At 36.5% G+C, this 14,712-nt stretch carries 13 protein-coding genes; all 13 read right to left on the bottom strand.

The window, feature by feature from the left end; all coding sequences use genetic code 11:
- Positions 1-122: 122 nt before the first annotated feature.
- The gene (locus tag HNS38_RS15265) at positions 123-431 is read right to left on the bottom strand and encodes a hypothetical protein (RefSeq protein WP_172283858.1); all 309 of its coding nucleotides are present in this window, start codon (positions 429-431) and stop codon (positions 123-125) included.
- A gap of 19 nt (positions 432-450) precedes the next feature.
- Positions 451-1,908, bottom strand: a complete 1,458-nt coding sequence (locus HNS38_RS15260) for a reductive dehalogenase (RefSeq protein ID WP_172346676.1) — start codon at positions 1,906-1,908, stop codon at positions 451-453.
- 1,277 nt (positions 1,909-3,185) lie between these two features.
- Positions 3,186-3,998 (bottom strand): DUF4249 domain-containing protein, encoded by an 813-nt coding sequence (locus tag HNS38_RS15255; RefSeq protein ID WP_172283860.1) that lies wholly within the window; start codon positions 3,996-3,998, stop codon positions 3,186-3,188.
- Positions 3,999-4,008: 10 nt separating this feature from the next.
- The gene (locus HNS38_RS15250; protein WP_172283862.1) at positions 4,009-6,348 is read right to left on the bottom strand and encodes a TonB-dependent receptor; all 2,340 of its coding nucleotides are present in this window, start codon (positions 6,346-6,348) and stop codon (positions 4,009-4,011) included.
- Between the two features lie 87 nt (positions 6,349-6,435).
- Entirely contained in the window at positions 6,436-6,744 is a 309-nt protein-coding gene (locus HNS38_RS15245; protein ID WP_172283864.1) for a 4Fe-4S dicluster domain-containing protein, read from the bottom strand.
- A gap of 22 nt (positions 6,745-6,766) precedes the next feature.
- Complete coding sequence (locus HNS38_RS15240; RefSeq protein ID WP_172283867.1) at positions 6,767-7,261, bottom strand: DUF4405 domain-containing protein; 495 nt, start codon at positions 7,259-7,261, stop codon at positions 6,767-6,769.
- 7 nt (positions 7,262-7,268) lie between these two features.
- Positions 7,269-7,631 carry a hypothetical protein gene (locus HNS38_RS15235; protein WP_172283869.1) on the bottom strand — a complete coding sequence of 121 codons (363 nt, stop codon included), beginning with the start codon at positions 7,629-7,631 and terminating at the stop codon, positions 7,269-7,271.
- Positions 7,632-7,673: 42 nt separating this feature from the next.
- On the bottom strand, positions 7,674-9,014 hold the full coding sequence (locus tag HNS38_RS15230) for an OsmC family protein (RefSeq protein WP_172283871.1): 1,341 nt from the start codon (positions 9,012-9,014) through the stop codon (positions 7,674-7,676).
- A 17-nt stretch (positions 9,015-9,031) separates the two neighbouring features.
- Entirely contained in the window at positions 9,032-10,942 is a 1,911-nt protein-coding gene (locus HNS38_RS15225; RefSeq protein WP_172283873.1) for a carboxymuconolactone decarboxylase family protein, read from the bottom strand.
- Positions 10,943-10,966: 24 nt separating this feature from the next.
- Positions 10,967-11,611, bottom strand: a complete 645-nt coding sequence (locus tag HNS38_RS15220) for an NAD(P)H-binding protein (RefSeq protein WP_172283876.1) — start codon at positions 11,609-11,611, stop codon at positions 10,967-10,969.
- A gap of 91 nt (positions 11,612-11,702) precedes the next feature.
- Positions 11,703-12,572, bottom strand: a complete 870-nt coding sequence (locus HNS38_RS15215; RefSeq protein ID WP_172283878.1) for a helix-turn-helix domain-containing protein — start codon at positions 12,570-12,572, stop codon at positions 11,703-11,705.
- Between the two features lie 52 nt (positions 12,573-12,624).
- Entirely contained in the window at positions 12,625-13,563 is a 939-nt protein-coding gene (locus HNS38_RS15210; RefSeq protein ID WP_172283880.1) for a helix-turn-helix domain-containing protein, read from the bottom strand.
- Positions 13,564-13,792: 229 nt separating this feature from the next.
- Positions 13,793-14,641, bottom strand: a complete 849-nt coding sequence (locus HNS38_RS15205) for an NAD(P)H-binding protein (RefSeq protein ID WP_172283882.1) — start codon at positions 14,639-14,641, stop codon at positions 13,793-13,795.
- Between the last annotated feature and the right edge of the window lie 71 nt (positions 14,642-14,712).

The raw sequence follows: 14,712 nt of genomic DNA, 5'->3' as shown, positions 1-14,712 counted from the left end.
ACCTATTCTAATTCAGCTTGATAAGGCAGTCTGATTTGGTGCGAAACTTCAGTTACTATATCAAAACAAATAGCTTTGCTTTCCTAAATAAATAAGAACCCGGACTTTCCATAAAACATAAATTAACTTCCCTGTTTTTTTAAATACCTCTTATTTATAGATCGGTATAAGAGCACTGCCATTATTAATATGGGGATTCCCATAAAAACGATAGTAAGCCATGCTGCTTGAGGTTCAAACTCTTGAAAAGAGGCTATAAAAGTCTGACCCATAAACATAAATGCAATATTGCATAGAATCAGTAATATCCATTCATACCACACTAATTTCAATGATAGATTCTTAAGTGTTTGCCATATCATTACAGCTCCGCCACCCATTAAAAAACCAAGTATAATATACCAGAACCAAATCCAACTAACTAATCTCATGATGTTTCTCCTTTTAAATTTACGAACGTGATTTATCTAGACCATAAAGTGGGATATCCATTGGATCTATGTCCCATGGTGTTTTATCAAGATCTGGCTCTTTACCATATCCGAATATATCATCCATTTTTCTAATGGCACCATTTAGTGCTGGAGCAGAACCAATAGAAATACGTATCAGGTCGTGCAGCACCGCTTCATCGAATTTTGTGAAAGGACATACCGATTGACAACGGCTACAATCCGGCTCTCCTCCTAACATATAGGAGTAGCATTTCTTACTATCCATATACCAGCCTTTAATTCCTTCGGCTTGCATTTTTGCTTGACCTCCCCAGAATGGCTTATCTTCCATACTAATGGCACCAGAGGGACACATTTCTCCACATTTCTTGCAAGCTTCACAAAATTTGGTAATACCTGCATCAATAGGTTTTGTAACAGCTAGAGGAAGGTCTGTGATGGTCACCATTACTGTTCTGATATTAGTTCCAAATTGAGGGCTAACAAGTATTCCAGCTCTACCATACTCACCCATACCCGACATTACTCCAAATCCTACTAAACGACCTACAGATTCTGTGTCTCCACCGTAGGATTGATAACCTAATCCTCTGAGGAATACACTTATTCTATTGGCATATATATTGGCTCTTGAATAGCTCATGGTATTACTGGAAGCCCAGCTCATACGCTCCGTATACTGCTGCATCCATAAAGATTGAGGAATCACCGCACAAACAGCCCATAAGTCTTTATCTGGTAATACAAATTTATTCTTTGATGGGTCAGCATAACCTTTCTCCACATTTTCGAATTGGATTTTTCCCCAAAGTAATTTCTTGGTTTTTTCGTCAAGCTTCACAAACCCCATATCGGCAGCACCCATGATCCTTCCTGCAGATCTCATCATTCTGGAATTTTCCTCTGGCGTTCCTTTGTGTTTAGGAACCCCATATTGTTCGGGAGTATAAAACATCGTAGGATGTTCCCATTGTGGATTGGATTTTACATCAGCTCCGGTCCATGGTGCAGCCAAATCGGCTCCTGAACGTCCACCCCATCCCCAACAATTGGCATCGGCTAATGCTCTGTCTTTTAGCGAAAGTCCGGGAACATTATTCTGAACATTCTTCTTTGTAGATTCGATATTCCTTTTGTAGATTTCAAAATAATCGTCTGGATTTTCCCATGAAGCGGGGTTGAATAATGTGTTCTCAGGTCCTTGGAATATCTCGAAATTGTCCCAATCAATTTTCACGGTGGGCTCATCTACTTCTTTTACCCAGAATGGTAATTTGCGATCTGCTAATGGAGATGCCATCATTTCATCGAGGTCTTTGAAACCATCCTCTCCTATTCCTGCAGCATGTAATCCTGCAGCACCAAGTCCAAGAGCTCCTGCTCCCAAACCTAACATTTTCATGAAATCTCTACGACCTACTGTTGAGTGATATTTCTTATTTGACTTTGCCATTTCTTAAAGTTTTAGTTCGACACCATAATCATTTCATTACTGAAATAATACAAATGCAAATTTAAGACCCTGGCGGATTGTTTATAAGATAACAATAACGGAATTTATGGTACTTTTCAACGAAAACATAAAACACCCCTTAAAAAAGAATCATTTCTAACACAATAAAAAAAGATTTTAGCAAATAAAACATAAGGTTTAAATACTGCTTCACAACACTCTAGAACACTAAAACGTCAATAAAGAAACTATCACAGCATCTTAAAACGATTTTCTCCATCATTAACAAAATGGTACAAAGCAACAGGCTTATGGTGTTTTTCAACAGGCAACAACAAGCTTAATATTTAAAAAAACACATCAGTCACCAAAGAACAATATGCTTTGGAACCCATGTGTTTATCAACAAAAAGAAATTCTAAATCTATCTCTACACCTGATAGGCGATGATAGGTATCAACTTTACTGAGTCATCTTTAAAATTATGGGGAGTATATTGACCTTAATTTTCTACTTGCCCTAATGTTACGGATTAATGATTAACTCTATTGGAAAAAAATTTCATTCACTATTTAGTCAAATGAGGAATCTTGAACCTTATGGCAATCACAAATCTCTTGTTCTAATATCAGTTATTTGTTGTACTTTTAGGTCAAAAGTACCAAAACCTTGTCCAAACAAATTCCCTCCCTCCTCTATAAAAATGATGATTTTTTAACGCAAAGTAGAAAAACAATGACAATGGAGGCTTCAAATAGCATTCAGAATTTCGATATCATCCCTTGATATTAGTATTTCCTTGTCATTATTTTAAAACGTAAACGCCTTAGCGAAAAATCTATCATTTTTACATTCACCACCTTGCTGGCCTCCCTGTTTGGACTGGCCTTCCCGCTATCTCCGAATTAAGAAACTAGAAATTAGTGAGCAATAGAGTTTCAAATAAAAACTAATGGTATGAAAAAATACTCTTTATCCCCCCGCAGAAGTTTATAAAGACTTCCATGGGAAGTCTACTCCGCCTTATCAGAAAGTTGTTTAGCGGAGCAAATGGATTGAAGGAAACAAAAACAATATTGTTTGACGCTCGTTAGTGACAATCCACAGGATGTCACTATAAGTAGGAGTTTATTGTTTTTCCGAAAATCCATTTGTGGAGTAGACTTTCTGATACAGCGGCTGTTTTTGCATCACTTTTTCGAAAAAGTGATGAGAAAAAGTATTTATACATGTATTATAATGGTGTTTACTCCCCATAGCTTTTAATGTGTCCCACTTTACTCTACCTGTGTATCATACTCCACCATTGACCAAGCTGCAAAATATCCCAAAACTTCAGTTCCAAAATTTGATTCTGGATTATAAGGGTTTGACGAACCACCCATCATCCCACCCTCCGCATCATTCAACTCTGAGTAATAGTCATAGGTATCCTCATCGATAGTGTATAATTGTATTCTTAGTTCATCATCCATTTCGAAATTTAGGCGAAAAGGGGAATATTCAATTAAACCCGTATTTTCATAATAACTATCATCTACCAAATAATAGCTATTGGTTTCCAAATCCCCATTAATCCAGTATTTAAATAAATAGTAATTATTGGTTAGAGGATCATCCTCAAAGTTTATGGTGATGGTATAAGATTCATCTTGACCAGGCTTTAGGTTTTCATTTTCCTCAAAACTAACAGACCGTATTTCACTGGGTGGGAAAAGCTTGGAGCTGGCTTTATATTCAATCCCATTATTTAAAATGCTAATGGTATACTGATCATTAAAAGCGCCTATTAAATCACTACCTTGATATAAACCCTCAGATATATATTCTAGTATTTCACTATGTCCCACATTATCTGTAATAGTCACAGTTGCTGTAGACTCAAATCTAGCCTCTTCGGTTTCAAAGTAATCTGTGGTATAAGTGAGTCGTATCCAAGCTGGGGATTCATTATCTATCACACCTTCTGCAACTAAAACGGGATTAGATGAGTTCAGGTCTATGTCTATCACCTCTTCGCAGGAGCTCAAAAAAACCACCAGGAACAGGCCAAATATATTTCTTAATTGTATTGAATAATATTTCATCATTAGTCTTTTTTTAAAATTTAAAATTCCATGTAACTGAAGGCACTATACCAAATAAGCTGAGCTTAACAGCTTCGGTTTGGCCAGGATTTGTCTCACTTTCTTCAAAGGTGATAGAATAAGCATTATAGCGATTATAAGCATTATATAAGGAGAAATCCCAACTGGACTGAAACCTTTTCTTCTCTTTTCCTTTAAGGTGAAGATTTAAATCGAGGCGATGATAGTCGGGCATTCTATAGCTATTTCTTTCGGTATAATAGGACCAAATCTGATTGTCGTAATCATATTTTCCACTGGGGAAAGTAACGGCATTACCAGTATAATAAATCCAAGCAGCAGAAATAGATAATCGTTTATTGATTTCAAAATTAGCAACTATAGAAAGGTCATGGGTTTTATCTATTTTTGAAGGATACCAATTATTATTATTGATGCCATCAATCTTATTTTCGGTACGCGCTAAGGTATAACTAATCCAACCATTAAAGCGACCATATTTCTTCTTCAAATAAAATTCAGCACCATAGCTTCTCCCTTTACCTTGTAGAATATAAGCTTCAATATTTTCATTCAGCATAATATCTGTTCCATCTTCATAATCGGTTACATTATTTATGTCTTTATAATAGGTTTCAACGGAGAATTCATATTTATTATCAGCGAAATTCTTGAAATAACCCAAGGCATATTGCGAAACACTTTGTGGTTCAATATTAGAGGAGCTAGGCACCCAAGTATCTGTGGGCTGACCAGAAGTACTATTGGACAATAAGTGCAGATATTGAGCCATTCTATTATAGGATAATTTTATGGCACTGGATTCGTTTAGTTGATAATTTAATGAAAGCCTAGGTTCAATATCCCAATAGGTTTGCATGAGCTCTCCATCTCCAAAATATACCGAATCTACTTTTTCATTATTCTCATTATAAGTATTAGTCCACCCTTCACCCATTTGATTAAACATGGAAAAGCGAAGGCCATACTCTGCGGAAAGTTTTTCTGTTATTTTTTGATTATTTGAAATATAGGCCGCACTTTCATAGGCTTTGGTTTTATCCAAAACAATCTCAGTAATATCAGAATCGGTATAGAGCAATTCACCAGGATTAAAAGTATGATGCTTAATATTCAGTCCAAATTTCAAGGTATTCAAAGGATTAAGGTAATAAGTAAGGTCTTCTTTAAATCCGATATCTTCGATTCCAGAACTCATACTGGCATCACTACCCATACTGAAACCATAATCGTATTTGCTATATATGATACTGGTATTGGAAAATAGCTTACTGTTAAACAAGTGATTCCATCGGAGTGTTCCGGTAGTATTACCCCAATCCATTCCCATATCCTCAAAACCAAATTCATCTTTACCAAAATAACCCGATATAAAAACTCGGTTATTATCATTTATTTTATAATTCATTTTGGCATTCAAATCATAGAAATACATGTTCATGTCATCATCAAAGAAACCTGCGCTTTTAGCCACTAGGTCTGCATAACTTCTTCTTCCTGAAACAATGAAAGACATTTTATCTTTGATAATGGGACCTTCTAGGGTTAAACGAGAAGAAATCAATCCAATTCCTCCAGAAGCAGAAAACTTCTGATTATTCCCATCCTTCATGCTGATATCTAAAACTGAAGATGCTCGTCCACCATAATTAGCTGGAATACCTCCTTTATAGACCGTAATGTTTTTCAAGGCATCGGAATTAAAAACGGAGAAGAAACCCATTAAGTGAGAAGCACTATATACAGGAGCCTCATCCAATAAAATGAGATTTTGATCAATAGAACCTCCTCTAACACTAAAACCACTTCCTCCTTCGGATGTGGTACTAATACCTGGCAATAATTGTATGGTTTTGAGGATGTCCTTTTCACCCATAAAGACCGGGATTTTTTCAATTTGCTTCATATTAAGCTTCTCAACACTCATTTGTGTGGAGCTAATATTTTCATCTAGTCTTTCGGAGGTCACTTCCACCTCTTCCAATTCATTACTACTGGGTAATAGTTTAATATTTATGGTTTTATCCCCATTAAAATCCACATCTATGGTTTGCGCTTCAAAGCCCATATAGGAATAGGTAATGCTATGTTTTCCTTCTGGAATGGATAGAGAATAGAAGCCATATACATTAGAAGTTGTACCCATCGAGGAACTGGATTCCCAAACTGTTGCACCAATTAAATCTTCCCCATTTTCAGCATCCGTTATTCTTCCACTGATGGTAAATTGTTGTGCAAAAACCGAGGGTCCTGCTAGCATTATTAAAAGGAAAACTGCTAATAAGCTAGCAGGCTTCCGCTCAAAGTCTTTTTTGTTTTTATCTTCTCTCATTCTAATTATTGTTAATTCTGAACTTCCATATGTATATTATTGAGTTTTCAATAATCAATACAGGTCCATGGTCCAAGGTTTTTAGGTCTATCGTTTTACTTTGTGAATAGCAAATTCATGGCAGCCTTTCATACATATCCCACATGCTGTACATAAATCCTGATTGATAACTGCTTTCTCACTGCCATTTATCATCACTTTTAAACGGCCTTTAAACGGTAGTTTCTTCACTTCTTTATCATTAAGTGTTTTCATATCAATGGCCGAAAATGGACAAAGCTCTATACAGTCTCCACAGCCATCACAGGATACTTCATCAACGCTGACAATTCCATTCTTGATACTTAATTCTTCTTTTAGCTTTCCAGCTATCATTCTCTGTTTAAACTTATTCATGGTATATAATTATTATTTTTTACTAGTTTTTTATCATTGCTTTTTTCGTCATATTTACCAGCCACTTGAAATAACTAAGCAAGTGGATGAAAAAGAAAACAATCAGCAGTAATCCCAATTTATTATGAATCCCCAGCATCATTTTTGCAGCATCGGACTCTCCTAAGAAAAGCAATGGGATAAACGAAGTGAGGAGGGTAAATAAAAACACAATCACCAAAATCAAATTCCTGACCCAGTATTTATTTTTCAATTGACCAGAGAATAGCTTTTTAAACCATGTCAAATGTAAACTTAAGTGTATGCCCACCAATACAAAGGAGATAATTGCAGAAACCACATGGATTTTGAGCCAGGATTCTCCATCTAGTCCAAGAGACGTTTCAGGATAGGGTTTGCCTGTATGGTATATCAGCATGATAATGCCAGTAAACAATAACATTAGAAATGGCAACAGCATGGCTATATCTATATAATAATTGCGTTTAGCCTTTGAACTATTATTTTTTGTTTTCATCTTTTAATTATAATTGATTATTATTTTTCTTTTTGTTGGTTCCAATCTTTAACCCAAATCGTATAGCGATAAACATCACTGCTATAGAAATGATAATTACTCTTTCAGAAATATGATACTCAGATGTTTCTCCCACATAAACAGAAGTCCATTCAGCTGCTTGGTTTAACAGTAGTTTTATCACATAGCGCAGCAGAAAAAACAAAGCAAGCATCAAAGGAATCATCCCATATTTTAAAGAAGGATATTTGTTCAAAACAGGAAACCACTCTTTTAATTTACTATAAAGGCTGGTGAATTTGCTGGTGATTCTCTTATAAATCCACAGTAATACAGCCTCTCCTTTTCTTAATAATGTTGTATCACTCATCTCTTAATTATTTAATCTTATTAAATCGAAATACTAGCTCAACTAGTCCACCTGCTTTCCATTCAAATAACACTTTGTGAACATATCTGTAGCTCCTTTAAAAGCTTCACCCGCAAAACACATGGATAAAGATTGCTGATAAAAGCGATTCAATCTCTCCTCTGATTCATCAGACTCAATCATCACACTGGAATGGACAACATCTGCAAAGCCAGCCATAGTAAGCGAGTCAACATTCTCTTCACGATAATCAATTTGTTGCTCCACACGAAAATCATTATGGTCTAGGTCTAACATAGCGGTCACGAGAGTCATTTGTGACGTGAGGCATAAAGCAGTTCCTGCAGTCACATATTCTAAAGATGTTGGAGCCATGGGAATTTCATCGGTTCCATTGAACTCGTCGGAATATAGTTCCCAAGTTTCAGAATTAGAAGTATTGAAAGAAACGGTGATTTTTTTCAATGAAGGCCTGTCTGCATTTCCAGCTGTCTCAGAGATGGCTAGAATTTCGAATACCAAATTGGAGATATCATCCATGGACTGGTTCCCTATACCTTTAACCACTTGGTTGATATATTCTGATTGCTTTGGTCCGTCGGTGATGTGAATCACTTTGAGTCCATCTACAACAGCCTCATCGGTAAGAGTGGTTCCGGGACTTGCACGATAATTTTCCCAATTTTCTCCATTCACCACTAAAGAGGGTTTAATGATTGTTGGGTTTTTCATCCCTTCTCCTGCAGCCCATGCACTCAATGCCATTTCCTTTAAGTTCTTGATGGTTTCTTCAGACTCCTTACTTTCAATAATGATATTTGTATGTGTTTCGTCCAGAAAACCGACTGCTTCGGCAGACATCATATTTTCCCAGCGAAACTTATTCAAGACCTCAACTCTCACCTCGTCCAACTCAATATTAAGAATATCAGCAGCACGAAGGATTTGGGTATGAAGATTTGCAGCTACTCCTGAGGTCAAATAACTAAGTGGTGAAGGACCAAAACTATTTACACCCTCCTCAAAACCCTCATCTGCAACCAATTGCCAACCCTCATAATTCACTACACCATTGGGTTGTACCATGGCTTTTTTTAGCATCTTTGATTTTTCATTTTTCACCATTTCTGTAATCACAGTGATATTACTATTATTATCATGGCTATTGGTTTCAGCCACTACAGGTTTAAATGAACTGGGTTGTGGAGCTGTTTTATTCCTATCTAAGGTTTGGTATTCCTGATAGCTATCATAACTATCTCCTTTTAGCATCATGAAAGTCATCATATTTCTTTGTTCACTTGGCATCGAAAACCAAATAATGCCTACTATTACTGCTGCTGCAAGTACAATCCCTGTGATTATTTTATATCCTTTTTTCATCTTTATTATCTCCTTAATTATTTAATCAATATTCCGTTTTGGTAAACCCCAATCTCTGTAGTGGTAGCGCCTGTAATCGCTTCTCCGGCAAAACAGGTACCTAATGCTTGTTTGGCATAATCGCTCATTACTTTCTCACTGACCTTGCTATTAATCAGAATTCTTGTTACAGCCCCATCCACATGACCTGTAGCCGATGGTGTCATATAATCACCTACCTGATAGTTGAAATGATGTTCTACACGATAGTCATCGAATTCAATTCCTTGATGCTTGTAGAACTCTGACCATCCGGTTAGTTGACTCATCAGACATAAAGAAGTTCCTGCGGTAAAATAATCGTTTGAGCTAGGCGCCTTGTCTACTCCTTCATATCCTCGGCTGTCATCCGCATAAATATCCCATGAAGCATAATTTTCCTGAATAGCTTTGATATTTACTTTATGTAGATAGGGTCTTTGGACATCATTAGCAGATTCAGAAATGCTTATGACTTCGAATAAAAATGGATTGGTGAATTTTTCCATGCTCACCTCTTTTCCAAGCTCAAAACTCTGGGGTTCTGGTTGCTCTCCTTTAGCGCTAATCTTCATATTATTATCATAAGAATCAGAACCCTTAACTTTCCCTACACTGGCAGATTCTGTTTCCCATATTTGGGTATTAAACACAAATTTTGCATCTACAGGAGTAGGGTTGATAATACATTCTCCAACAGCCCAGGCCTGGACTGCCATTCTCTTCACTTCCGCAATTTTTTCAGGAGCCTCCTCACTTTCTATTAAAATATTGGCCACCACTTTATCAGTATACCCTTTCCATTTTGGGGTAAAAGGTTCATCAAACCTAAAAAACACTTGAGCTTCTACTTTTGCACTGACAACCTCTAAATCCATTATTTTTATGGCCTGCTCTACCTGAGTTAATAAACTAGATGAAATACCGCCTACCATATAACTCAATGGATTAGGAGCTGATTGCTCGTAAGTATGTCCGCCTTCGTCACAAAGGAGTTCCCATGGACTAAAGCCCTTTTCCCCAACAGTTTGTACCTTTACTTTTTTCAGCATCACTGTTTCTTCATTTAGAACTCTGGAGGAGGCTGTCAGCACACTTTCTATATAAGCTCCGTTTACAGCCTTGGCCTCGCTAGGCTGAAATCCTGCTGGCCTTGGGCTCAAATCCGATCTAGAAATAACAGCATATTCCTTTGAAGTTTTGTTGCTCGGTATTTCGATTTTGTTCGCATCCTGAGCAAATGTAGTTCCTCCAATCAGCATAAGGGCGAATAAAGCAGTCATAGCGCTTGCTTTTTTCTTGCTTGGCAGAATTGGCTTGTTGGCATCTTTCTTTTTGAATAATTTTTCGAACCAAAGCTGGATAATTGCAAAAGGAAGCATCACAAAAATTCCCAAAGCAATGCCCATCTCATTGCTGAACTTGCTGTCTTTCATTTTTTTGCCTTTTATTCTGCTTTGAAGCGCATCTAAGGAAATACCATGGATATTGCCAGCCATAATCACTTTTATATTGGCCAGTATGTCTTTTGACTTCTGCTCTCCATAATGCGGTACAAAGTTTTCATAGGTTTCTTTATCCGGATTTCCATCGGTATCGGCATAGTGTTGGGCAAACATTAATGCCAGTGATTCATCGTTTCCAATTTCACCCAACTCACCATTCAACATGGCAGTTAATTCAGCTTCGGAGGTTCCTGCATCAATGGCATTTTTTGAGTGTAAGTAGTTGCAATATCTGCAACCATTTACCTGGGTTACTGCCAGCATTATTTTTTCGCTGAATGCTTTACTCACATGTCCTGTTTTTCTTGACTTTCTTAGGTCAGAAAAGCTTGCAATTGCAATTTTCAAATGTTTGTAGAAAGTTGCTGTTGTAAATATTTTTGCTTTTAATTCTTTAGATTCCATCTTTCTTTTTTTTAAAATTCTCTATTATTTGGTTCCCACTACTGGTGCCTTCTTGAGCCATTTATCTTTAGTCATTTCAGTAATCATAAAATCGCTTAGCTGATTCAAATCAACCACTGTCCCAGAAAAGTTAGTATCATCCACACAGAATCGACCTTTTGCTTTTTCCTTAATTCTAGGCACGCGTATGCTTGTCCAGTCTAAAGGGCTTTGTTCCAGCAATTGAAGCTCTCTATCTTTTATATGAATAGTTGATTTAGATTCTGCTTTCAAAGTGACGCGTAGCAGTCTGCGAGCTAGTGGAAGTTTCTCCTTATCCATTATCACTCCAGCATCTGAAATATTCAACCAGCGTGATTGTTTATTGATATCCATTTGTTCAATGATAAAAGCTAAAGACTTGATATAATTATTTTCGTCTTCAGGGGAAAGTTCAGTAAAAAGAGGAGGGCCAATAGTTGAAAGAATCGCTTCGGAACCTTCCAAGACCTTTTGCAATTTGTTTTTGTCGAAATAATTTCCATCCACGACTTCAACAAACTTGATAAGTTCCCCTAATTTTTCTTTTCTTCGGACCAATACTTTTACCCTAAAGCCATTATTTATAGCTTTTTGCAAGAGGTTTCTACCTAATGGGCCAGTTGCTCCTAAAATACTTATCTGTTTCATCTTTATTCATTGAATGATTAGGATGCAAAGATGCGGTGAAAAGCAGGTTTGAGAAAGGTCAATAAGAGCGGAAGAATGGTTAATCTATAACCTAGGCCAAAGTATTACGGAATTCAACAGGCGTTAATCCGGTATGTTTCTTGAAATATTTGAGGAAATTTGTAGGCTCACCAAAGCCAATGGCAAATGCAATTTCTTTTACGGAAAGCGAGGTAGAAACCAACATTCGCTTGGCTTCTAGAATGACGTAAGCATCAATAAATGACTTTGCTGTACTTTTCACAACTTTCTTACACACTTCGTTTAAATGCTTATAAGAAATAGAAATATCTGAGGCATAAACCTTGGCATCTCTTGTGTTTGCGAAGTTTTTCTCAACGGAAAGTTTAAAAAGGTCAAAATAATCCAAGTATTTATTGTCAATTGAAATCGGAGATAATCGCTTATTCTGATCATTTAATTTGAGAAGGTATATACTCAGTATGGAACCCACAATATTGGGTAGAGAAGAAGAATCCGTTTTTAAGTCCTCATTAAGTACTGCCAATAAGCTTTGATTGCGATCGGGGTTATTGATTTTTTCTTGATTTAGAAAATAATTATACAAATGGTTAATCTGAGCGATGGTAGATTGGGCCATATACTTTTGCATAAAAGCTTCGGTAAAAACCACCAAATATCCTTTATACTTAGCATTTTCTTCAAAAGCATGGGTCTGTCCTTTTGAAATAACCATAACATCATTTTTCCGGAGTGTATGCACCTCAAAATCTACAATATGGTTAACTTCACCATCCGTAATGATTAAAATGGCATAAAAGTTCAATCGATGAGGCTTATAGGGATTATGATCACTAGGCTTTAAATCATCGTTTATTAAGTCTTCTAATTTGAAAAATTGGAATCCCTTTATTGGTAATATTTTATCTTTCCAAAAGCTTATTTCCGGGATTTTCTCCATATCCATTCATCCTTAATTTCTTTCTATCCCATATTTAGGTGTCCAACTCTTATCAGAGGCTGATTTGATATTTCTCTCTTATTCCTTCCCTGTATTTTAAAGGAGTCAAACCCGTTTCTCGCTTGAAAAACCTGCTAAAATAAGAAGTATCTTCAAAGTTTAGGGTATACCCCACTTCTGCAGTGGTCATCTCTGTATTAGCGAGCCTACGTTTGGCTTCAAAGATAATCTCTTGGCGAATAATCTGACCAGGAGAATAGCCTGTAATTTCTTTAACGGTATCTCTAAGGTGAGTCGTACTTATCCCTATTAAATCGGCATATTCTTGAACATTCCGAACGGTAAGATAATTCTCGGAAACCAATTGTCTGAATTTACGAACCATAATATTGGTAGAATCCAAAATATTGGTGGGTTGCTTCAATGCATAAATACGGAGCAAATGAACCAGTAAAACATGCACATATGCACGAAGAATAGAAAGACTACAATCCGACTTTCTTTCGAATTCTTCATTAATATTAGATAAAATCTCATTTACTTTGGCCTCATTTTCTTTATCTATAGCAACACAAGGAGTCTGACTGAGACTATTAAATATTAGCAAATCATCTTCATAATTAAAATGTGCTCCTGGTGGAATAAGAAATTCCCTTGGAAATAGTAAAACCTTCCCTCTTAATGCCTTTTCAAGTTGCCAAAAGTGAATTTGTCCTTTAGAAAGAAAATAAAAAGCTGGAGATTTTACCTGATGAGGTTCGTAATCCACAATATGCTCACCAGCACCATCCTCCAGAAAAATGATTTCATAATAATCATGACGATGAGGAGAAGTGGTCTGAGCCCTATCCTGCATAATATCAAACTGAGTCATGATAAAAGGAAAACTCGGATTGATGCTCAGAGCAGGGCTTCCATCATCTATGTTTACGTATTTATGCGTGTCCAAATAATGGTGAAATGGGATGTCTTCTTTTTTATTTGAATTCATGATATACTGATCAATTAATACTAATTACTCATTTTATAAAGCGATAAATTATAGCCAAATTTTTCATTTGATGTGGGTAGAAATGAGCTAGCTTCTTTCAAATAAAGTATGCACCCTCATTATGGCTACTAAGATAATCAAATTGTGGAAATACAGAATGAGAAAAGGGCTAATCATTGCTAATTACCCCTTGTTCGAAAACGTATGCTAAATACTAAAAATGCTTTCCCTATTTCGCTAGATACTCTTGAATCATTTCCTTTGCTGAATGATGTTCTCTGCCTGTAACTTTTAAGAAATCGGAATGTGCATCATACTTTCCCGCATTGATTCCTTCGTATATTCCGCCAATAACGGTTCCCAAAAATTCACCCAAAGCAGCTTTTCTTTGCTGAGTATATTCTGCTACAGAAACTGATTGATACTTCAAATGAGTTCCATAAACCGCATTGATGGAATCGGCCAATTCTTGCTGAGTGATGGATTCGCCATACATATTGTAAGTACCACCATTTAAATCATCTTTAATGAGGAGATTATAATAGCCGAAAGCCAATTCTTTACGAGAAGTATAGCCACATTTACCATTGCCAGCACTATTGATAATACCACCTTCTTTCTCGTAGGTCTCAATATACTCCAAATCGGGCTCTATATAAATCCCATTTCTTCCTATGGCCCAATCCAAACCTGAGTTTTTAACATCCTCTTCGGTTTGTCTGTTGCTGGCTACTACCGGACTAAAGGCATTACCCTCCTCTGCTCCCATAATACTGGTATATACAATCTTTTTCACCCCGTTTTCTTTAGCAGCTTCAATCACATTTCTGTGCTGTTGAATTCGCTTGTCGGGATGGTCCATTCCAGATACTAATAAAACGGCATCTACTCCTTTCAAAGCCTCCACAAATTCTGCTTTATTATTATAGTCTCCTCTTCTGATTTCCACATCCAAGAAGGCTGCTTTTTCTGGAGTTCGAGCGATTCCTATGACGTTTTCTTTTCCTATTTCCAGCTTGAGGTGTTCTATAATAGTAGAACCTAAATTTCCGCTTGCTGTTGTTACTGCTATTTTCATGGGTTTCTTTTTAAAGTTAATCTGTTGAACACCTCGAATCTAATGTAAGTTTATCTTCAATATGCTCAACA

It is taken from the genome of Lentimicrobium sp. L6, assembly GCF_013166655.1.
Classification (GTDB): domain Bacteria; phylum Bacteroidota; class Bacteroidia; order Bacteroidales; family UBA12170; genus UBA12170.
This window is presented reverse-complemented; position numbering and strand designations above follow the sequence as displayed.